The sequence below is a fragment of the uncultured Thiocystis sp. genome, from assembly GCF_903866365.1.
In the GTDB taxonomy this organism is placed as follows: Bacteria; Pseudomonadota; Gammaproteobacteria; order Chromatiales; family Chromatiaceae; genus Chromatium.
Genome location: NZ_CAIPNF010000271.1, coordinates 1 through 21,013 on the forward strand (window position 1 = coordinate 1; position 21,013 = coordinate 21,013).

Here is a 21,013-nt window from a genome sequence, read left to right on the forward strand (position 1 = left end):
CGGGTCGTCTGGGAACATTTCGACAAACTCACGGTAACTGCGCGGGTAGTCGCGCCCTGCCACCAAGGTCGGGTATATGGATTGGTCAGTAGGATTCACCCCCACATCTTGCGACAGGAGGCACTAACCGACTACCCCCCTCCACGAATTTGCCGGAGCGCACCACTGGAGTGAGCCGGTACAGATCGGTATCGACGACCGGGTCGTCGATGACATGCGCCGCCGACGCAAACAGTTGAATTCGGTAGAGAGTCTGATTAAGTGGCTCGGCGAGTACATCTTGGTGCATCCGCAGGGGGTCGGAGGTCCGGTTCGCGCGTTGCTAGCCGGCAGTCCGGACGCGGGGGTGGGACGCGAGGTCGCGTTTCGGCTCTATGGCAAGGGTTTCGGTGTGGATGTCGTCAGCGGTCCCGACAACCGCTTACGAGTGACTCGTGTCGTGACGGTCAAGCGCACCGAAACTGGCAGCGATGCTCGGCCAATCTATTTGGTGACCGGTGACATCGGTTTCTGTGATCTAACGACCGCTGGCGAGTTTCGCGGCACCGCGCGTACCGAAATTGAGGCTCGCGCCCACCAAGCCAATAGCTACCTGCGTCTTTGGAACGAATATAACGAGCTGGAACAAGAGACGATTCTAAATACCGCCCACGAGTTGGGATGGCTGCGCTACCACAAGTGCGAGCAACTCGCTTCGGGTGCTTGGCGTTTTCAGCTCGATGATAGCAATCTTGACGCGCAAACCTTGCGAGCGCGAATTGCCGCCTTGGCTGGCGATCAGGTGGATGTTCAACTCGAAGCCGGCGAGGAGATTCCGCCTGCAATCTTGGGCAATGCGGAGACCCTTGACCAGGGCGTAACCCATAACAAGCCGTTCACTGGCTCACCTTCCTTGCCAGGAAATGCACATCAGATTGATCTGCGCCCATCCAGAGCACAGGAAGACCGCATTCCGCCCAAGACCGGCTACCTGTTTGTCAGCCTCGCAGGCGATAAGACACGCATCGATCGTCGACGTAAAGCCTGGGAACGGATCCGTAGTTGTACGAATCCGATGCCTCAGCTTGGGCTCATGATCGAAGGCGCACCTTTTTTCGCACGGACGGTTCGCCACCGCGAGCCTTTTGGTGCCGCAGTCCGGGAGATGCTGCCGAACCCGACCGACCGCCAGCGCAGCGCACTGGACGTGGCGTTGAATACCCCGGATATTGCGCTGATCCAGGGGCCGCCAGGAACCGGCAAGACTCGGGTGATCGCGGCGCTACAGGCGCGCCTCGCAGATCCAGACGAGGGCGCAGACGGCAACGGTTTTGCCGGCAATACCCTGCTCACCAGCTATCAGCATGACGCAGTGGAAAACGCGGCGGCGGCTACTCGGGTGCTTGGGCTGCCGGCAATCAAAATCGGTCACCGCAGGGGGGCGGAAGACGGTGGGGTCTGGCTGGATACCTGGGCACGGGAGACGGCTGAACGGGTTCGCGCAGCGCGTGCGGAACGCGGCGGTGAATACTCGATCCACCGGACGCTGGAAGAGATCCGACGCCTGGCCATCCGTCATATCGAGGCGCCTGGACCAAAGGATGCGTCATTGGTGCTCTTGAATCAGATCCGTGATCTGGCTGATGAGCTGCTGCCCATGCAAATCAAGGATCGCATTGACGACCTCAGCAGGCAATTACGCACGCCGGATGCTGGACTGTCACTGGCCGACGAAAATCGGGCCGACGCACTCAAGGCCTTGCGCGGCATACGAACCGAAGCGATCCCATTCTCGGATGATGGACCAGCGGCTGCATCCAAGGTTCTGCGGCGCTTAAAGAAGCTTGATGGGTTCGAAATCGACGATGAGATCCACGCCATCCTGAAACAGGCCGCGGATCTCGACCCGGACGAGCTGCCTACGCAGGATCTGTTGGACAACCTGTCCCGTGTGCGCAATACACTCATCGACCGTCTACTGGATGCGGGGGTGCAGATGTTGCTGCGTCCGATCCATGCTGACGTATCTGATCTTTGCGGAGAGGTCGTCGATACCCTCACCGCACGCGCTAAAACCTTGCCGGTAGGGGTCGACATCGCTGTCAATTCCTGGCTGGAGGTTCTGGAACAGGATCCGGACGGCATCCGCGAGACCATTGGACATTACTCGATGGTGCTAGCCGCCACCTGTCAGCAGTCCGTCGGCAATGACATGACCAAGGCCAAGTCCGGAGATGACATGGTCTTTCGCACGGTCATCGTTGACGAAGCCGCACGAGCCAACCCGCTGGATCTACTGATCCCGATGGAACGCGCTGAGCGTCGTATCGTCCTGGTTGGGGATCACCGCCAGCTCCCACACATGCTGGAACCGGATGTGGAGCAAACGCTCAGCGCCAAGACCGACGCCTCCATGCAGGATGCCTTGCAGCGCAGTTTATTCGAGCGCCTGTTCCGCGAATTGCGCGAGCGCGAGCAGCGTGATGGGATCAAGCGTACCGTCACGCTGGATACCCAGTACCGGATGCATCCCGTGCTCGGCACCTTCGTCAGCGACCAATTCTACGCCCGTCATGGTGAGGCATTCGTTTCCGGACGCGAGCCCGATGAATTTGCCCACCAGGTGGTTTTATCCGATCAAACCTCGCTCGCCGGCCTAGTCGCCGCCTGGATTCAGGTTCCGAAAGAGCACGGCCTGGAGGATCGTGGGCGAAGTAAGCGCCGCCAGGTTGAAGCTGATCGAGTGGTGCGAGAAGCGCAATCTATCCTGACGAAGAGTCCGGAGCTTTCCGTCGGTGTGATCACTTTCTATGCCGCCCAGCGCGACGCCATTTTAAAGTCCATGGCTGACTGTGGGCTAAGCGAGCCAGACCCTGAAGTTGGCTACCGTATCCGCGATCAGTGGTCGCAAACGCTCGACAAACGTGAGCGGCTACGGGTTGGCACCGTCGATGCCTTTCAAGGTAAGGAATTCGACGTAGTGCTGCTATCGCTGACGCGTTCCAATCGCACCGAAGTCAAGGACGAGGACACCCGACGCAAACGCTATGGCTTCCTATTGCTCGAAAACAGGCTGTGTGTCGCCATGAGTCGTCAGCAACGCCTGCTGATTGTTGTCGGTGATGTCGACATGGCGCGCGGTGAGGAGGCGGAACAGTCCGTGGCTGCTCTGGCGGCATTTGCCAAGCTCTGCGAGGAGGGTGTTCATGGACGCATTATTCGACACTGAAACCCAGGTTCTCTGGTATGAACCACGCGCTCACGCGAATCCCGGTCCGCGGAAAGACCGTATCTATCTGCTCTGGCCGGCCTGGGCACATCGGGTCATTGCCCCTGAAGCAAGTGATCGGCCCCTGAACCCGCTGGCTCTGGCGGTTCTGGGTATTTTTGCCGCCAGTCGACTCACTGCTAAAGAGCTGGCAATCCACCTTGGTATCCAACATGAGCTCGCGGCCTTCATCGTCGCTGACCTTCATGGCAGTGGCTACCTGGATAGAACAGCCACCCTTACCCATCGAGGGCGTGAACTGCTCGACGATGAGCGGGATACCGCATTACATCTGGTCCCGGCCTGGGTTTTTCGCGATCCTTGGCGAGAGAGCCTGTGGCCATTCATCGCCCGTGATCTGTCCCCAGCCGTCACCGCGATCAACGACCAGGGCTATCCGGATCTGGAGTTCGGTACCACCGGCAAACCCTGGACCCAGCATGCTTTCATGCAGTTACCGTCCAACGATATTTCACCCAAGATGCCGGAAGCCAGGGAAATTCTGCGCGCGGCAAACGAGCAGCGGCGGATCGCCAAGCGTCTGGAGAGGACGAGACGTTCGCGTTTCTGGGACGAAGACGATCGAGATCTTATTGATCCGAAACGAGTGGATCTTAGGCGCATCGTCGATATCGAGGCACAGGCTCATCCGGTTTTTTTAGCCACTTTCCTCTATGTCCCCCAGGAAGGCTCCGATCAGGAGATTGATTGGCATGTCTGCGATTTCTTCGGTCGCGAGAACAGCCTGGATTTGCGTCGCCTGATTGTCGATGTAGCGGACCAACAACCGCGCCTTGCTCAGCAAATTGATCGGGTAATCGGGCGGACGATGATTGACAACAGCTTCGCGGACTATCAACGACGTGCGCGTCAACGGCTGTCGGATGCGCAACTGCGTTTGGATCGCATCTTGACACTGAATATTCGCTTGCACCCGCTCCACGAATCATTAGTGCGCATGCTCGATGCTTGGCTGGAGGTTCAGGAACTTGATGCCTTTGCTGATGCGCGTCACTGCGACAACGTCCTGAGCGAGTGCCGAAAGGTGCTTGAGGGTCTGTTTGCAGAATTAAGAGAGACGTACCCCCTGAATGGAATCTGGAAACGGGTACCCGAGGACAAAGAGACACGAGCAGCTCGCTACCGCTCGGCTGCCAGGGACCTCGGTTTCACGAATATTCCACAAGCACTTCTGCATGTCCCACGGAATCAAATCCGTTCAGTGACAGACTACAAGGACAGCGCTCGTCTACGGCCGCTGGTTCTCGCGACATTGCTGGGCGCACAGGACAATCCGAAGCATCCGCTTCACGGCATAGCCGCTTCATCACCAGAATTATTGGAGCTGGTCGATGCCATGGCGAAGCTCGCTGGCGGTGCCTCGCATTATGGAACGAATCAGGTCTTGAACGCAGCAGATGTCAATGCGTCCGTGGACAAGACCCTGAGTATCGTTGGAAGTTTACTGGGACTGCCGGTATGCCCCATCACAGAGTTTGAGTCGGAATGAAAAAAGGAAAAAATAAGAACAACCGCAGCACACACAACACGCCTCCAGCGGCACGTACCCCAACGCAAGCCGCAACACCCAATAATCTGCAAAGTGCGTTGACTGACGCCTTGGTTGATTCGCAGAACAAGATACCCCCTACGGAGCAGGTGACTGTTCCCGACGCGCCAGCCCCGCCAGACGCCAGCCTCGAACGCTTTTGGACCATCGTCAAGGAAACGCGCGCCAATTACGAGAGTGCCGAGAAACGAGCGCTTGCACGGGAGGGCGAGGCACAGAAGTCCCTTTTATCGCTCGAAGCGGAAAAAACAAAATTGCACGAGGCAACCGCAAAGCTTCGGGAGGATCGGACTCAATTTTCGGATCAAGAAATCGATTACCTGCGCCGGCTCGAATCCCTGGAGCCCCGCGAGCAGGCACTACACATCCAGGAAGAGATGCTGGTGAAGCGGGAGGCCGCCATCAAGGCCCGCGAAATCAATGCTGAGACGGGGTTCATCAATGAGCGCAAGGCATCTCTTGCCGCGATGGACCAAGCGGTCGCGAGCCTGCGCGACCAACTCGCTGACACTGAGCGTTCGATTTCCACCCAACGGGCAGACTGGCTGTGCGAGCGGCAGGCTGAGTCCGAGCGACTGCGGGCGGAGATTGAAGAAGCGGTGCGTCAACGCGAACAGGAGTTGGCCGAACAACAGAATACTCTGTGGGAAGAGCGTCGCGCGCTGGACAAGCGAGAACGCCTGCTGCAACGCAGCGAAGATGAGCACAAAGAGGATCGTGCTGGCCTCGATGAGCGGGTGAGCCAACGGCTGGCTCGGGAGGCTGAGGCATTTACACATCAGCGCCAAGCTTTGCGAGACCGACTTGACCAAGCCTGCTTAGACCGTGACACCTTGGAGCAGAAATTACGTCAGCGTGAGGAGTCGGATCGTCGCTTCGGTCAGCGCAGTCCGGAGCAGGTGCTCCAGGAACTGGAACGGTTGCGTGAGGAGAATGACCGACTTCAGGCCGATCTTGCGGCTCGCCCCGATGCTCAGGCCGCTGAACGTCTACGTGCATTGCAGGAGGAACGCGCCAATTGGCAGGCTGATCGCATTGTACTGTTGCGTCAGGTCAGCGATGCCGAGGGGATGCTGGCCCGACATAAAATTGCGGCCACCGAGCTTGAGATGTTGCGCGATCAGAAGATCGCTGCCGAGGCCCGTGTCGCGGTGCTTCAGCAGGCCCGCGATGAACTGCGCACGGAGGTGGATCAATTAATTGGCCGCGATGAAGCCAAAAATCCGTTCCAAGCTTGCAGTGAACTCGACGCGGCGGAATACCAGCCAGTCGCGGAGATGTCCTCAAATATCAGGAACCTGAAGTCTTTCGTCAACGACCTCCAACAGCGGATCGCTTATAACCCCCAGGATCCAGAAAAAAACCTCTACTACAGTCTGGCCGATCTACGCTGTTTCCTCGGTGGTCTCGCCATGGGCCGGCTGATCTTGCTGCAAGGGATCAGCGGCACCGGCAAAACGAGCTTGCCGGTGGCCTTTGCTCGGGCAATCGGCAGTCCATTCGATGAGGACAACCTTGTTCAAGTCCAAGCCGGCTGGCGCGACCCACAGGATCTGGTCGGCCACTACAACGCCTTTGAAAAACGCTTCTACGAGCAGAAGTTTCTGCGGGCACTGTATCGGGCGGCTACACCTTGCTGGAGTGATGGCATCCACCTCATCGTGCTCGACGAAATGAATCTCTCCTACCCAGAACAGTACTTCTCGGACATGCTTTCAACCCTAGAGCAGTCGATTGACAAGCGTTCCATCGAGTTGATGCCCCACCGAGTCGACCAGGCGCCGTTATTATTCGACAATGGGAAATCACTCCGGATACCCAAGAACGTCTGGTTTGTTGGTACCGCCAATCATGATGAGACGACCAAGGATTTTGCCCCAAAGACTTATGATCGATCTCTGGTGATGGAGTTTTCTGACACGCCCAAGCCTTTTGACGTGAAGCCGCCAAGTCCTCGCAAACCACTCTCCTACGAAGCTTTACAACGGTTCTTTTTGAAAGCGCAACAAGACCATGGGAAGGACGCTCAACAGGTCTCGGAATTCTTGAACAATTGTGTTCGCGACCCATTGAAGAACGACTTCAAAATCGGGTGGGGGCCTCGGCTTGAGGATCAGCTCAAACGCTACTGTCCGGTAGTCGTTGCCGCCGGTGGCGCATTGGGCGAGGCGGCGGATCACATTCTGGCCATGCGCCTGCTGCGCCAGCTTAGGAATCGTCACGACAATCAGCAGAAGCGTCTGGAGCACCTGATGAACCAGATTCAGAAGGACTGGTCGTTGCTTTGCAACAACTCGCAACCGACTAAATCTATAGAGATCCTGCGTGTTGAACTAGCTCGATTCGGGATTGAATCTGGGGAGAATCAGTGAGGGTTTTAGACCGACTCTCTGGGCGGTTACTCGACACTACGGCGAGAAGTCTAATTCTGCTGGGGCGCTGGCACTTGGACCTGGAAGCCTCCACAGCCCATCTTAACGGTGTCGAAGTGACCGCCGGCGATTGCCTGGTCCCTAATACATCCGGACAGTGGCGGCTGATTCGGAGCGATGGGGAGCCTGAGTCTCATGGGGATTTCCTTAGCGACGGTCTGCCCGATACGCAGAATAATGACGCATTCCTGAGCTTTGGCACACTCCTGCTGGGGGAGGACGAGGGCGTTGCAGGCAACTGGCTCCACTGGAGCGATCGCTCCCCGATCGCTCCCGGTCTAGGCGATGCCATCAAATCCCACCCCCTAGAGATAGCCATTGAGCGTGACCTCGGTCACCTTACGGAGGTCTGCGGTCGGCCTCAGACCCATATTCGCCTGGAGCCGGAGCGGCTAATCACTGCACGGGCGCGGCGCTTCGATCGCAACGTCTATGTTCGACTCGCCTCTCATACAGTGGATTGGGCTCAACGCAAGTTGACAGGCGTCCAGCCGAGCCATGTGTTGGCCCAAGTCCGAGAAGAGCAGTGGGATCTCTATGAGAACCGGGTGGCCGTGCGACTGATCGATGCGTTGGCTATCTGGCTACGAGGGCGCTTAAGCGACGTCCAGCGCATCCTCAATGACGTTTTGGGCGAGGTCAATAAACATACAGTGTCTGGCGACGCTAACTGGCGCCGGAGCCAGCGGCTCTATCAGATCTGGGGCGGAGCATCGGACGCAACGGCACAACAAACCCTGGCAGAGCAGACACGGAAACGCCTCGAAAACCTTCTGTACCGCGTGCTCGGTCTGATGGACTCGCCGCTCTACCGCGCCATCCCTAACCGTGCGCAGGTTCCGCCCGGTCTGCGTATGACCAACCTGTTCAGCAACCACGATCATTACCGAGGGGTTGCCAGACTGTGGGATGAATGGTCCCGTCATCATGCACAGCCCCCCCTCTCGCCGAGCCAGTTATATCGGCGCCACCAGCGTTTGATCCGGGGGTTCGATGTCTGGTGTCTGCTGCTCATCGTGCGCGGTCTCCGACAGCTTTGCTGTGAACTCTTCGATGAAGATCTTGAGCGACAATTGGCACCAGGCTGCGACATTAAACTCCAGGGAGGCTATCGCCTGACCTGGCAGTGGGACGGTATCAGGCTTCTGGATGGCGACCAGCCACGAATCCGGTTCGTGCCCTTACTCCATGCGATGGCAAGGACGAAGCCGGCGAATCTGATCGAGCTGACTGCTGACATTATAGAGGCCGTTGCCAACCGAGATGACTGGACGGTGATCCTGACCCCAGCAGTTCCCGGCTCAACCATCGGCGATGCCTTCGCTGGGGTCGTCGATCTCCCGTTTCCCACGGTTCGAGGTGCGCTTGATGTGCTTCGCGTCTCTCCCCTCAAATTGGATAGCGTCGAACGGATCTCCCGTCTGCTCCGTTGGGCGATGCTCGTCCCGCGTATGCTGGCCTACCCGCCTTATTTAGGTGAGGTGCCTGCTGACTTGACAGGGCGTTTGAGCGGGCGAATCAGCCCAGCCACCGATGGTGGTTACATGCTGCACAAGCCTCTGGCCGATTACGAGATCGCTGCACTGGGAATTGATACCGCAGCGCAGCAAGCCAGATCGGAGCGTGATCGCTTGCACGACGAACGCAATCAAGTCGACCAGCGATTGCGAGCGTCGCGTGGGGACCGTCGGGAGATGGCCAATCTCAATCGGCAAAAAAAACAGTTGAGCGAACGTATCCAGTGGGCGGAAACAAATGCACAGTGCATTCTCCACTTTCAACAAACACTCTCTACGGCACAGCGACGCCTCACAGCGCTGTCGACCTGCCCAATCTGCGGCGAATCAGGTGGACTGGAAATCCGGGATAGCGATTGTTTTGTCGCGAGCTGCCCCGGTTGCAAGGCGCAATGGGATTTGCGTCCTAGCAAGTCAGGCGAACGGATACCGGTCCTGGTAAGCGGCAAGTATGACCTCCCATTGGATTACCGGCCATCCTGTGTCGATGACGTCCTGGGTTGTGATGTACTGGCAATTCCATCGCGTGACGGGGAAACGAATCTGACGTGGCGCACACCAAGATCGCAATCAGTTGCTCCCGAGCTTTACGGTCGTGTGAGCTAGCAGCCGCCTTGAGGTGATACACCGCTTCGATGATAAAAACCGCAGACAAGAATCAGACGATTCGACGTGGTCGCTCGGGAAGGCGATGAAATTTACCCGAGCACGTCGTATTTTTTGAGCCAGTTCGTCAACGTCTGATAACTCGGTAGACCCAGTAATTCCGAGGCGCGCGTCTTGTTGCCGCCGGTGATTTTCATCGCCTGCTGCAAATAGTGCCTCGCCAGCCGATCCATCAAGTGTTGCAGATCGATGCCCAGCGCGACATCCTGTCCGAAGATCTCGTCTCCTGTCGATTTCACCGAGGGCAATTCCAACAGAGCATCCTCTATGTCTCTCTCGGTGATGGTTGGACTCGCCGACCAGAGGGCTGCCCGCGCCAGTGTATTGGCCAATTCCCGAATGTTGCCGGACCAAGGATGGTGCGCGAGTCGGTTGAGCGCCGACGGCGCGATGGTCTTGGCCTGCCAGGCTGGATCAGAGGCGCTATCGCGATTGAAGCGGTCAAGTAGGTACTCGGCCAAGAGCATGAAGTCGCCTTGGCGTTCGCGTAACGGTGGCAGATGGATCAGGGCCACTGCAATGCGAAAGAACAGGTCGCCCCGAAAGCGCCCCGCCGCTACCTCGGCGGTCAGGGTTCGATTGGTGGCGGTGATGAGGCGCACGTCGACCGCCCTGGAAGCCGTGGTGCCGACCCGTACAACCTGCCCCTCTTGGAGAACCCGCAATAGTTTCACCTGGAGGTCGAGCCCTAGTTCGCCAATCTCGTCCAGAAAAAGGGTGCCATCTTGGGCGGCCTCAAAATAGCCGACCCGATCGCTTGTTGCGCCAGTAAAGGCTCCTCGTCGGTGACCGAAAAACTCCGACTCCGCCAATTCCCGCGATACCGCGCCACAATTGACGGCAATAAAAGGCTTGTCACGCCTGGGGCTTGCACGATGGATGGCGCGGGCCAACATTTCCTTGCCAGTACCGCTTTCGCCCTCGATCAGCACCGGCACGGTGCGCGGGGCAACACGTCGGGCACGGGCAATCACCTCGCGCATAGCCGGTCCCTGATGGACGATGTCGGAGAACTCTGGCGCCTCATCCGGCAGTCCGGCGCCCAGACGAACCAAATCGTGGTCGGCGTGGCGATAGACCTCTGGGATAAACTCCGCTGAAATATCAAACGGGATGTTCGCCGTCCGTACGCCATGCTCGCGTGACGACTCAATCAGCTCTGCACCGAAGCGCGTCTTCGCAACGATGATCCAAACCGCCGACATCGCCGGGGTTCCGGGGCTCAAGTGAAAAGTCAAACGTGCGGTATTCCCGACCTGCTCCAAAATGTGACCCACCCTCTCGGTCACTGCCCGGTAGATCTCCCCAAAGTGCGTCGGGCTGGAAAGATCCACACAATTTAATTCGATCTTCGCTTGTGTCTGCTGTTTAATCCAAGCTAGATAACCTTTGGCCGTTTGATCTGAGTAGTTGCAAAGCAAGACGACGCGATCGAAAGCGCGTTGAGTGACGGCCTGCCCGATAGGACCGATCCCGGCGCGATCATCTCCCGCTGAAGCGTTTAGATCAGTTTGTCCGATCCAGGTGACGAGGATTCGCATGTCCGTTCTCACGCTCAACCTAAAATTTAATTTATGTGATGTTCGACTGGGACTGTGGGGCCGCTTGTAGACGACGATCGCCCAACCGGAGTGTCGCGTTTGCGCTCGTGATACCTGTCGGGGGCTCCTGCGGCCGACAGGACTCGCGCAATGGCGACAACCTTTTTCTCACCCGGATTCATCCGCACCCAGAAACGCGCCAATACACAACGACACGCCGGTCGCCGCACCGCGTGTCGCGTTCGGGATGCGCATCCGCGTGATCGGTCAGCTAGGACGACAGGTCGTCAAGGAACGCTTGTGGCGTTGGCGCGGCGTCGCCTGACCGCGCCCGATCGAGACCGAATCCCAAGCCGAGGAGCGCGTGGCCGATCGGCGATCGGCGCTTAATCGGCGATCGCTGCGGCGTTGATCGCGCTGGGCGTTGGCGCGGGCGTCGAAGACGGACGGTGCCTGCGGCAACGGAAAAAACACCTGGTCCAACTGCGACCACAGATCGCGCTTGGCTTTTCGAATCCGCATTTGCGGCATCAGCGTCAGGCGCTCGAGGGTCTCGTTGAACGTCCAGCGTTCCTTCAGCATGTGTTCGATGTCCTGTCCGAAGGTCGTGGCCGCATATTTCGGCAGCGTCACCCAGCCCAGGATGCGGGATTTGAACGGGTCGAACAAGTCGAGGTGCTGGATCGGGCGATGCTTGAATTCCAGTGCGCCCAGATGAGCGTTGAGCCAGATCAGCGTCGAGACGCGCGTGTGCTCCAGGACCGCCATGGTGCTACTGAGGGTCTCGTCCACGTCGGGGCCGCCCGCGATCACGGAATTGACGATCACGTCCACGCCCAGATCCTCCAAGACGGCGAACAGATCGTTTTCGACCGCATAGGCCATGAACGGCTGAAATCCATTACTGCCGACATCGACCACGAAGTGCCGATCGGTCGGTGCGCCGGAGACGATCTCGACCAGTTCGTCAAAGGCGCGCGGATTGATGACGTGATCGGTCGCGAGATTGAGATACTGACAGTTGAGCGGTTTATAGCGACGCAAGGTCGGATTGGTGGTATCCGTATCGATGCAATGCACGGAGAGATTGGCGTCCTGGAGATATTGCGCCAGGATCGACGAGACATAGCTTTTCCCCACGCCGCCTTTGGCTTGTAAAGTAATAAAGAGTTTCGACATCGTATAACCTCTGGAAACATGGATCGGGAAAGCCGGTGAAGCGTTTAGGAGAAAGGGCGTTTAGCATTCGTCACGAACGCGACCTTTTTTAGCCGCTTTTGCGGCATGAAACGTGGTGTTCTTTTTGAATCGTAGCGCGAGATAGACGTTTTCTTCTTTGTCAAGATGTTTCCATCCAGAAACCCAGTAGACGTCATTTCCGATTTTGACTTGACCGCCGTATTGCGGCGCGTCTTTGCCGGTGAGATTGCTTGGCCTGAGAAACCCGGTCTGATTGTCGAGTGCCATGCTTCAACTCCGCTAAGACGGATCGTCGAGATTCGCGAGCGGATTCCACTCGAAGGTTTTCTGCTTGAACACGGGCACGTCGCTCGCGTTCGGTTCATTCGGTTCGCGCGTTTTTTTCGTGGCAACGGACAACGGTTTCATCGGGGTCGCTTCGGGTCTGACAACCGCATAAGACGATGGCAAGACGGGTGCGAGCGCCACGGTCGACGCCATGTCGCACTTTATTTGACTGACATAGCGCCTGAATTGTCGATAGCTCATTGGCGGCGGCGTTCCAGACGACTTTAATGCGTCAAAAATCACGACGCTCGAATACCCGTTTTTGACGCCTTCAGCGATCAATTCTCGATAAGTTTCGATGAACTTCATCAATTCCGAACGGTTCTGTTCGCTAATCGTTTTCAGGGCGGTTAGAAATACGTCAGGGGATGAGAGTTCATTTTGAACAATGCCGATCATGGTTTATCGTCCGTCAAGATGATTTCGCTTCCGTGCCCTGGCCCTGGTTCGTCCTTAGCGCGTCCTCGGTTGTCCTTAGCGCGTCCTTAGTTCGTCCTTAGCGCGTCCTTGGTTGTCCTTGATCTGTCCTTGATCCGTCCTTGATCCGTCCCCGGTTGTCCTTGGCGCGTCCCCGATTGTCCTTGACCCGTCCCGGCTGTCCTTAGCCCGTCCTTGCCCCGTCCTTGACCCGTTCCCGGTTGTCCTTAGCCCGTCCCGGTTGTCCTTGGCGTTGACGCATCTTTTATGACGGCGACGCCATGCGATGACTCGTCCGCAGCCTGTCCGATGCGTTGTCCGTGACCTGTCCGCGCTGATCTTTACCGCGTTCAAAACACGCTTTTCATTCGCCATCGTGATCAAGAAAACGGCCCCTGTCCAGTCGAAACGGTTAATGATTTCATTAACCGTTTCGACCAGACAGACCGCTTGCTTTTTTATAGACTCGGCGTTCCTGGAATGAATGAAACGAAATAGCGATCCGGCGCGTTCGTATGCCAGAGGTCTTCATCGATTAACCCGGTCGTCGCAAACAGTCAGGCGTCAAGACGATGGAAAGACCCGGAACCGTCACGCCGACCGTGCTAGCCCCTGGCGTGCCGACCCTGGGAGCGGATGACCGGCGGACCTGTCGGCAATGCCTAAACCTGTCCTCGTGGGGAAAGTGCCTGGCGGCGGCACGGGGCGAGCTTCCCTTGGTCTCGCTCCGGTACGAACCGATCGCCGACCGTTTGGAACGGTGCGTGCGCTACTCGCCCACCGCCAACGATGCCGATCGGCGACCTGGCCGGGAACGCGATTCGGGGTTGTCGCGACGGTTGCTCGCCTTTCTGAAAGCGAAGCGGCGCGGCGGTTGCCCCCTAGGACAGCGGGCGCTCGCCCGCGTCTTTCGTCGACTGGCGGGCCGGATCGGATCTCGCGCCGGGACGCTTTGGGTGGAGGAACCCCCCATTTCCACCCATGCAGTAGGGTGGAAATGGGGGGCGGCAAAAAGGCCGGGTGGAAATGGGGGTGCGTCAATATAGGTGGAAATGGGGAGGTACGTTTGAACGACGAAACATGGCCGGACGGACTTGACACGCGGCTGACCTGGGCACGACACGCGCTCGCCGATCTCCAGGCCGAGTTTCAGGAACGCACACTGGACATCCTGCTGGCGCTGCGCGAGGAGGCCGACGATTTCGCACGGACCTATACCGAGACGATGCTGCGAGAACAACGGGCGCGTCATCCCAGCGAACGGGGGACGATCGGGTTGCGGACCCGAAGCACGGCGGCGGGCGGACCGGGCATCTTCCAGATCGAGTGGTATCGGGTCCACGCGAAGCGGCGCACGCTCTATCTCAAGCGCGGCAAGGGCCAGGACGGACGGGTGAGCCAGCAATATCCGATGAGCAGTTTCGGTCGTCTCACGGGTTGGGAGAAAGACCTCGTTCAAGTCTATGAACCGCAATTCGCGCGGCTGCGGACGATTCAATCGCACATCAGTCACATTCGGATGCGTTTCAGGCTGATCAGCGAGGAATTCGACCGCAACCGTGGCGCGAAAGAACACGACGCATCATCCGACGCGCCGGACGAGTGGACGCGCTGACGTTCGCTGACACGCAAGCATTGAACTCTTCCCGATGTCAATTCGGGTATCCGAATCAACCGAACCGAAGCGAGATCCGAAACACGATGTCGACAGTCTGCCCGCTCTTCAAGCAATGCGCCTTCCTCAACGCCTTTCGGGGCCAGTCCGAGGTGATTAAAGAGAATTGGGTTGTGACCTTCTGCGAAAACGAAACGCATTCGGTGCACTGCGAGCGACGCCTCTTGGAGCAAAAGACGGGCAGCGTCCCTGCACCCAATCTTTCGCCGACCGGCAAGCTGTTATTTTCCAGTCGCTAAAGCGCGAGCTTTACCTCTTCCGTCTCGCGTCTCGCGTTCGGATGTCAATCAATCAATGTCGGAGTGTTCCATTGCGCGGACTCAATCGAATTGCCCGGATGCTGTGGCTGGGCATCCTCGGAGCGGGGCTTCCATCGCCGTCGGCGTTGGCCGGCGAGCGTCCCTGTATGGTGGCGATCGATGTCGGGCATTCGCCGGCCTCGCCTGGCGCGATCAGTGCGAGCGGCGTACCGGAGTACGAGTTCAATCGCACGCTCTCCAATGCGTTGGTGGAGGCGTTTGCATTGCAACCGGGTTTTCAGCCGATCCTGCTGCTGGCTCCGGGCGGTCACGACACGCGCAAGCCCTGGACACCCCGCGAGCGCGCCGAACAGGCCAATGCACTGGGAGCGGACCTGCTGATTTCGGTGCATCACGACAGCGTGCAGCCGAGTTATCTCACCGAGGTCCACAAGCACGGGAAAACCTTTCGATACTCGCGTCATGCTCAGGGATATTCGCTGCTGATCAGCCGGGACCAGTCGTGTGGGGAGACGCGGAGTCGGCGTCTGGCGGAGCATCTGGGCGACAGTCTGCAAATGCGGGGGTATCGGGCGACGGGGCATCACGCCGAGGACATCGATGGCGAGCATCGTCCATGGCTCGACCCGGAGCGTGGGATTGATGCCTTTGACCGCCTGGCGGTGCTGCGTCACGCGACGATGCCGGCGGTCTTGGTCGAGGCGGGGGTGATTGTGCATCCCGAGGAGGAAGCGGAACTGGCGAATGCGGCGGCGCAACGGCGCCAGGCGGGAGCGCTGGTCGCGGGCATCGTGACGTGGTGGCGGGAATCGCGGCAACCGCCGCTCACGTTGGAGCAGCGCACCGACATTCAGTCTGCCCTCAATCAACGGGCGGCCCTTCTGGAGTTCCTGGGAGGGTACTCGACGCTCGACGCCGAGTCCCAAGCGCTGAAGGACGTTCGCGTCTACCAATATCGTGTTGCGGAGCGTCCCCACGATTGGCAGATTTTGATCGCGCCGGATCGCGAGTGGAACGAGGCGCGGCGCATTCTCCTGGAGCAATTCGGTGTCGAACAACTGCTTGAGGTCGTCCCGCGCCCGCTGCTACGCCACGAGGTCTTGGCGTGAACGAGGCATTCCCGCCGCTCACGCCAGCACAGCGTCGCGATCTTCAGGAAGCGCGCGACGAACGCGCGGCCATCCTGGAATTCGAGGCTGGCCAACCGAGGGCGCAGGCCGAGCGTCAAGCCACGAATGCGCTGCGCGTCTACCGGTATCGCGTCACGGATCGTCCTACCGAGTGGTTGACGTTGATCGCGCCAGGGTGCGACTTGGACGAGGCCCGGCAAACGCTGATCCAGCGGTTCGGTGTCGAGCGCGTGATCGAGGTGATGCGGCAGCCGCTGGCGCACCGGGAGACTCTCGCGTGATCGCGATCGGCGACGCGACACTTTACCTGGGGGAGTGCCTGGAGGTGCTGCGCGGGTTGCCGGATGGGTGCGTGGAGAGCGTGGTGACGGATCCCCCGTATGCCCTGACCGCTCAGAAGAAAGGCGGGACTGGCGCGAATTCGCGCAATCTCAAACGCCCTGCCGGTCGGTCGCGCATCGGCACGAGCGGCGGCTTCATGGGCCAGGCATGGGATGGCGCGCTTCCCGACCCTGACATCTGGGTCGAATGCCTGCGCGTTCTGAAACCGGGCGGCCACCTGCTGGCGTTCGGCGGGACGCGCACGCATCACCGCCTGTGGTGCGCGATCGAGGATGCCGGGTTTGAGCTTCGCGATACCGTGGGCTGGCTGTACGGCCAGGGATTTCCGAAAAGTTTAGATATTTCGAAGGCGATCGACAAGGCGGCTGGAGCCGAACGGGACGTCATCGGCCCGAATCGTTTTGCCGCTGTCAACGGCAAAGCGAATGTCAACGCCTTTGGATCGGCATCCAGACCGGATGCCACCGCTCCATCCAGCGACGCCGCTCGCCAATGGAACGGCTGGGGCAGCGCCTTAAAACCTGCCTTCGAGCCGATTGCGCTCGCGCGCAAACCGCTTTCCGAGAAAACCATCGCCGCGAACGTGCTCGCGCATGGGTGCGGGGGGTTGAATATCGATGGGTCGAGGATTCCGAGCGGCGAGGACTACCGGAAGTTGCAGGTTGTTCAGGGAGGCAATCATCGTCATGACGTTGGCCTAACTCAAAAGACAAGGCACGCCGAGTTTGTTCCGTCATCAGGCCGCTTCCCCGCCAACCTCATCCACGACGGGTCGGAGGACGTGGTGGCGCTGTTTCCCGAGACGAAAAGCGGCAGCCTCCAGCCGCACCACCAGCGCACCGCCAGCAAAACAAAGCATGCGTTTGGTGCTCGCGCCGCGCCGCCAGAATCAACCGATGGCGATCAAGGCTCTGCCGCTCGCTTCTTCTACTGCGCCAAGGCGAGTCGGTCGGATCGCGGCGAAGGCAACGGACATCCCACGGTCAAGCCGCAAGCCTTGATGGCCTATCTCTGCCGCCTCGTCACCCCGCCCGGCGGCCTCGTCCTCGATCCCTTCATGGGATCAGGCACCACCGGCGTCGCCGCGCTGCGCCAAGGTTTTCGCTTTATTGGCATCGAACGCGAACCGGCCTACGTGACGATCGCCACGACGCGCCTCGCCGACGCGCAACGTCAAGGGGCGCATTTTGGGCAGGATCCGCAAGACCCTGACAGCGATGCGACCTGGAGCCAGTTAGACCTGCCGTTGGCGGCGGCCTTTTCCGCGACCTCCGAAGCGCCGACGTCATGAGCGCATTTCCTGTCCGCCACACGAGCGTCCCGCGCGCGACCGATCCTGAGCCGATCGGCACGGGCTACCGAATCGCGTTCGACCGCCCTCCGGGAAGCGACCTGGATTGGTTGCCGCCGGACGCCTTCGGACGCCTCTATCCCGGTCTTGAACAGGCCATTGCCGTTGCCAGACAGATCGACGCGCTTGGCGATGGGATTGGCGGCGACACCGTGCGCGTGATCCATGCCGACAGCGGACGGATCCTGTGGCATTCGATTCCGTTAGACGCCTTGGCTGGCGACCCCCCCGTGGAGGATGCCCATGTTTGAACCCGAACCATCGCTGTCGCCCCTGGACAGGGAGACGCCGTTGAGTCGCGCGGCGTCTGCCGAACGCGCCTTGGCGCCCCTTCCCGCCCCGGACCGCCAGGCGCTTGCCCAGGCGAGCGACTTGGAACCGATTGCGGTATCCGAGTTGGCGCGATTGCGCGATTGCGCGCGAAAGCGGCGCTCGACGTGCAGATTCAGGTGTGGAAACCGACACCGGGCGATTGCCTGGAAGGGCGCATCGTCGGCAGTCGTCAGTCGCAGGGGCCGTTTGGCGATCAGCCGCAAATGCTCGTCCAGACGCCGATCAACGACGTCAACGACGCGCCGGTCATCATCGCAACGTGGCTCACGCCCTGGCTAAAAGACCAGCTTCGCACGCAACAGGCCGCGCTGGGGGATTTGCTGAGTCTGACCTTCGGCGGCAAGGAAACCAGCAAGACCGGCAAAGCGTTCAACCGGATGACCCTGACCGTCCTCAAAACCAATCTGTCTGGAGATCGAGACGCATGCCAACGCTGATTCCGAATCCGCATCCGAATCTTGTCCTGCTCACGGCGCATCGAAACGACGCCGGGATCTGGGAAGAAGAGTACCCGATTGTCGCGTGGTCGCTCGCGTGGGAAGCGGATTCCCCGTCCGAGTCCGGGGACTGGACTGCGGCGCGTCCGATCTCGATCGAGACGTTGCCGCGTTTCTTTGCGGTGTTCGATCACGCGACCGGCATGGGGTGGACCCTCGAAGCGCAAGCCTGTCTGAACTGGGAACGCTTTTTCACCACGCGCGAAAGCGTCGTGGCCGACCTGCTGCTGCGCCAGGAAGCCTGAGTCGTCGCGATGCCCAACTGCCTGCTGATCGTCGAATCGCCCGCGAAAGCGGCCACCATCGAACATGACCTGCGCGCGCGCCCTACCGAAGAATGCTGGACGGTGCGCGCGACGGGCGGGCACCTGTGCGATCTGCCCAAGGAGCGTTTGGGCATGGTCCAGGAGGACGGTCGCTTCGTGGCCGACTGGACGGTCTCGCCGGCGGGCCAGACGCGGCTAAAGGAACTGCTCGCGCTGGCCAAGCAGGCAGATACCGTGTTTCTGGGCGTGGACCCGGATCGCGAAGGCGAGAAGATTGCCGCCGATGTGGTGCGCGATGCCGGGTTGACCGAGTACCGGCGGATCGTCTTTCGCGAGATCGCGCCGGCGGCGATTTTTGCCGCGATCGACGAACAGCGCGGCCCCGTGATCGCCGCGCGGGTGGAGGCGCAGATTGCCCGGCGGCTGGTGGATCGCGCGATCGGTTATCCGCTCAGTCAGGTACTGGCCTGGGATTTCAAGCGCCAAGGATGTCCGGCGTTGCCGCGCGGGATCGGTCGGGTGATTGCCCCGGCGCTGGCGCTACTCGCGGAAGCCGAGCGGAACATTGACGCCTTCGTGCCGCAGACGCACTGGCGCGTGGCGGTGGAGGTTGGCGTGGCGGGGGAAACGCTGCGCCTGTTGCACACCCAGAAGCGGGATCGGGCGAGCGAGGCCGAGGCGCTGGAACGGCAGGTGGCGAACGCGATCTTCCAAGTCTGCGATCTGCGTCGTGCCTGCCGCGATGTCGCGCCCTATCCGCCGTTGACCACCGCGCGCTTGCAGCGCAATGCCTTTTATCTGTTCGGGTTCGCCCCCGAGCGCACGATGCAACTGGCGCAGGAACTCTACGAAGGCGTCGATCTGCCCGCCGGTCGCACCGGCCTGATCACCTACCCGCGCACCGACAGTCACGCGCTGTCCACCGAGGCTGCCGGACGCATCATCGCGCTGTTGGCCGCGCATCTGGACCCGGATCTGGTGGCGACGCAACCGCGTGTCTACCCCAATCGAGCCGGGACGCAGGGGGCGCACGAGGCGATTCGTCCCGTGCGGTTCGAGCCGAGCGCCTGGCCCAAGGCGGTCGCGGAATCGCTGTCGGAGGACGCGGCGACGCTCTATGACTTCATTTGGCGACGCACGCTGCAAACGCAGATGGTCGATGCGGTTTACGACGCCTCGGTGCTGGAAGTGGATGCGGATGGCGAACGCTTCCGGGTGCGCGCCAACAACTGTCTGTTCGAGGGCTGGGAGCATCTCGACACGGAGGCCGGGCAGTCGGGCGAACCCGACGAAACCCAGCCGACGCCGCCCCCGACGGTACGCCTTCCGCAGTTGGCGATGGGCGACCGTCTGCGCATCGAACGGCTGTTCCCCCAGCGCGTCGAGAACCGCTGTCCGCCGCGCTATGGCGTGGGTCGATTCCTGACCACGCTCGATCAGCACGGTCTCGCGCGTCCGTCGACACTCGACACGGTGGTGCGTTCGCTCACCGCGAAGGGATATGTGGAGGCGCGCGCGGGGCAATTGCGTCCGACCGCGCTGGGCATCGAGGTCGACGCCTGGCTGACCTGTCAGGTGCCCTGGCTGAATGCGGTCGAATCGGCCTGCACCCTGGAACAAGCGTTGGATGCGGTCGAGCGCGCCGAACTGGAGCGGGACGCGCTAATCGGGGACGACGTGCAGCGTATCGAGGCGCTGAAAACGACGTTGGGCTATCGGGACGCCAGCGCGCGTCCCCCGAGCGAGGCGGCGCTGGCCTTGGCGCGGCAGGTCGCCGAGCGCCAGGGGATCGCGCTGCCGGCGGCGGCGCAGACCAGCGCGCAGGCGCTGTCCCAGTTCATCGCGACGCACGATCCGCGCGAGGCATTGGGGAAATGCCCGGCGTGCGGACGGGCCACGCTCTCGGGCAGCGCGGTCGTGTTCGACTGCCGCGCGCCTGGTTGCGGGTTTCGGCTGCCGCGCGCGACCGTGGAGCGGTTCATCGCGCAATTCCAACTCTCGGTGGAGGCCACCGCGCTGGTGCGCGATCTCGCCAAACGCAAGAAGACCCTCTACAGCGGCTTGGCAAGCCAACCGCGTCTGGCGCGCTTCGACGCCTATTTAGTGCCTGAACGATAACCTGTTTCGTCTTATAAAAACAATCTGTTATGATCTGGACCCTTGGTCGAAGATGGTGTGAAATCACCGTACGATAGGGTCAGAAACAGGCTGTAACCCATTGATGATTCGTTTCGACCGCTGA

Annotated in this window: 17 protein-coding genes and 1 pseudogene; 13 read left to right on the plus strand and 5 right to left on the minus strand. The window is 60.1% G+C overall.

The window, feature by feature from the left end; translation table 11 throughout:
- A pseudogene (locus QZY07_RS15220) lies at nt 1-105 on the minus strand (IS1595 family transposase); the annotation flags it as partial.
- A 109-nt stretch (nt 106-214) separates the two neighbouring features.
- Here QZY07_RS15220 and QZY07_RS15225 point away from each other — a divergent pair.
- The 4 genes from QZY07_RS15225 to QZY07_RS15240 all read left to right on the plus strand — a co-directional run bounded on the left by QZY07_RS15225 (nt 215) and on the right by QZY07_RS15240 (nt 9,372).
- Entirely contained in the window at nt 215-3,208 is a 2,994-nt protein-coding gene (locus QZY07_RS15225) for an AAA domain-containing protein (RefSeq protein ID WP_295404462.1), read from the plus strand.
- Nucleotides 3,186-4,757, plus strand: a complete 1,572-nt coding sequence (locus QZY07_RS15230) for a hypothetical protein (RefSeq protein ID WP_295404465.1) — start codon at nt 3,186-3,188, stop codon at nt 4,755-4,757. The genes QZY07_RS15225 and QZY07_RS15230 overlap by 23 nt, the downstream gene beginning before the upstream one ends.
- A complete protein-coding gene (locus QZY07_RS15235) occupies nt 4,754-7,189 on the plus strand; it encodes a hypothetical protein (RefSeq protein WP_295404468.1) in 2,436 nt (811 codons plus the stop codon). The genes QZY07_RS15230 and QZY07_RS15235 overlap by 4 nt, the downstream gene beginning before the upstream one ends.
- A gap of 74 nt (nt 7,190-7,263) precedes the next feature.
- The gene (locus tag QZY07_RS15240; RefSeq protein ID WP_295404472.1) at nt 7,264-9,372 is read left to right on the plus strand and encodes a hypothetical protein; all 2,109 of its coding nucleotides are present in this window, start codon (nt 7,264-7,266) and stop codon (nt 9,370-9,372) included.
- 92 nt (nt 9,373-9,464) lie between these two features.
- On the opposite strand, the gene QZY07_RS15245 is transcribed toward QZY07_RS15240, so the two are convergent.
- From QZY07_RS15245 to QZY07_RS15260, 4 genes are all read right to left on the minus strand, one after another.
- Complete coding sequence (locus tag QZY07_RS15245) at nt 9,465-10,973, minus strand: sigma-54 dependent transcriptional regulator (protein WP_295404475.1); 1,509 nt, start codon at nt 10,971-10,973, stop codon at nt 9,465-9,467.
- 267 nt (nt 10,974-11,240) lie between these two features.
- Entirely contained in the window at nt 11,241-12,152 is a 912-nt protein-coding gene (locus QZY07_RS15250; protein ID WP_295404476.1) for a conjugal transfer protein TraL, read from the minus strand.
- 60 nt (nt 12,153-12,212) lie between these two features.
- Complete coding sequence (locus QZY07_RS15255) at nt 12,213-12,440, minus strand: hypothetical protein (protein ID WP_295404478.1); 228 nt, start codon at nt 12,438-12,440, stop codon at nt 12,213-12,215.
- Between the two features lie 12 nt (nt 12,441-12,452).
- Complete coding sequence (locus QZY07_RS15260) at nt 12,453-12,899, minus strand: TraK family protein (protein ID WP_295404479.1); 447 nt, start codon at nt 12,897-12,899, stop codon at nt 12,453-12,455.
- Nucleotides 12,900-13,983: 1,084 nt separating this feature from the next.
- Between QZY07_RS15260 and mobI the strand changes: the two genes are divergently transcribed.
- From mobI to QZY07_RS15305, 9 genes are all read left to right on the plus strand, one after another.
- Nucleotides 13,984-14,532: a conjugative transfer protein MobI(A/C) gene (gene mobI, locus QZY07_RS15265; protein ID WP_295404481.1), complete on the plus strand. Its 549-nt coding sequence runs from the start codon at nt 13,984-13,986 to the stop codon at nt 14,530-14,532.
- Nucleotides 14,533-14,618: 86 nt separating this feature from the next.
- Complete coding sequence (locus tag QZY07_RS15270) at nt 14,619-14,831, plus strand: hypothetical protein (RefSeq protein WP_295404483.1); 213 nt, start codon at nt 14,619-14,621, stop codon at nt 14,829-14,831.
- 71 nt (nt 14,832-14,902) lie between these two features.
- Nucleotides 14,903-15,961: an N-acetylmuramoyl-L-alanine amidase gene (locus QZY07_RS15275; protein WP_295404485.1), complete on the plus strand. Its 1,059-nt coding sequence runs from the start codon at nt 14,903-14,905 to the stop codon at nt 15,959-15,961.
- Nucleotides 15,958-16,263, plus strand: a complete 306-nt coding sequence (locus QZY07_RS15280) for a hypothetical protein (protein ID WP_295404488.1) — start codon at nt 15,958-15,960, stop codon at nt 16,261-16,263. Before QZY07_RS15275 ends, QZY07_RS15280 begins: the two co-directional genes overlap by 4 nt.
- Nucleotides 16,260-17,615, plus strand: coding sequence for a DNA methyltransferase (locus QZY07_RS15285; RefSeq protein WP_363184313.1), 1,356 nt, complete (start codon nt 16,260-16,262; stop codon nt 17,613-17,615). The genes QZY07_RS15280 and QZY07_RS15285 overlap by 4 nt, the downstream gene beginning before the upstream one ends.
- The gene (locus QZY07_RS15290) at nt 17,612-17,926 is read left to right on the plus strand and encodes a hypothetical protein (protein WP_201096624.1); all 315 of its coding nucleotides are present in this window, start codon (nt 17,612-17,614) and stop codon (nt 17,924-17,926) included. Before QZY07_RS15285 ends, QZY07_RS15290 begins: the two co-directional genes overlap by 4 nt.
- A 162-nt stretch (nt 17,927-18,088) precedes the next feature.
- Entirely contained in the window at nt 18,089-18,445 is a 357-nt protein-coding gene (locus QZY07_RS15295) for a hypothetical protein (RefSeq protein WP_295404493.1), read from the plus strand.
- Complete coding sequence (locus QZY07_RS15300; RefSeq protein WP_295404496.1) at nt 18,433-18,750, plus strand: hypothetical protein; 318 nt, start codon at nt 18,433-18,435, stop codon at nt 18,748-18,750. Before QZY07_RS15295 ends, QZY07_RS15300 begins: the two co-directional genes overlap by 13 nt.
- Nucleotides 18,751-18,759: 9 nt before the next feature.
- Nucleotides 18,760-20,889, plus strand: a complete 2,130-nt coding sequence (locus tag QZY07_RS15305; RefSeq protein WP_295404499.1) for a DNA topoisomerase — start codon at nt 18,760-18,762, stop codon at nt 20,887-20,889.
- Nucleotides 20,890-21,013: the final 124 nt, after the last annotated feature.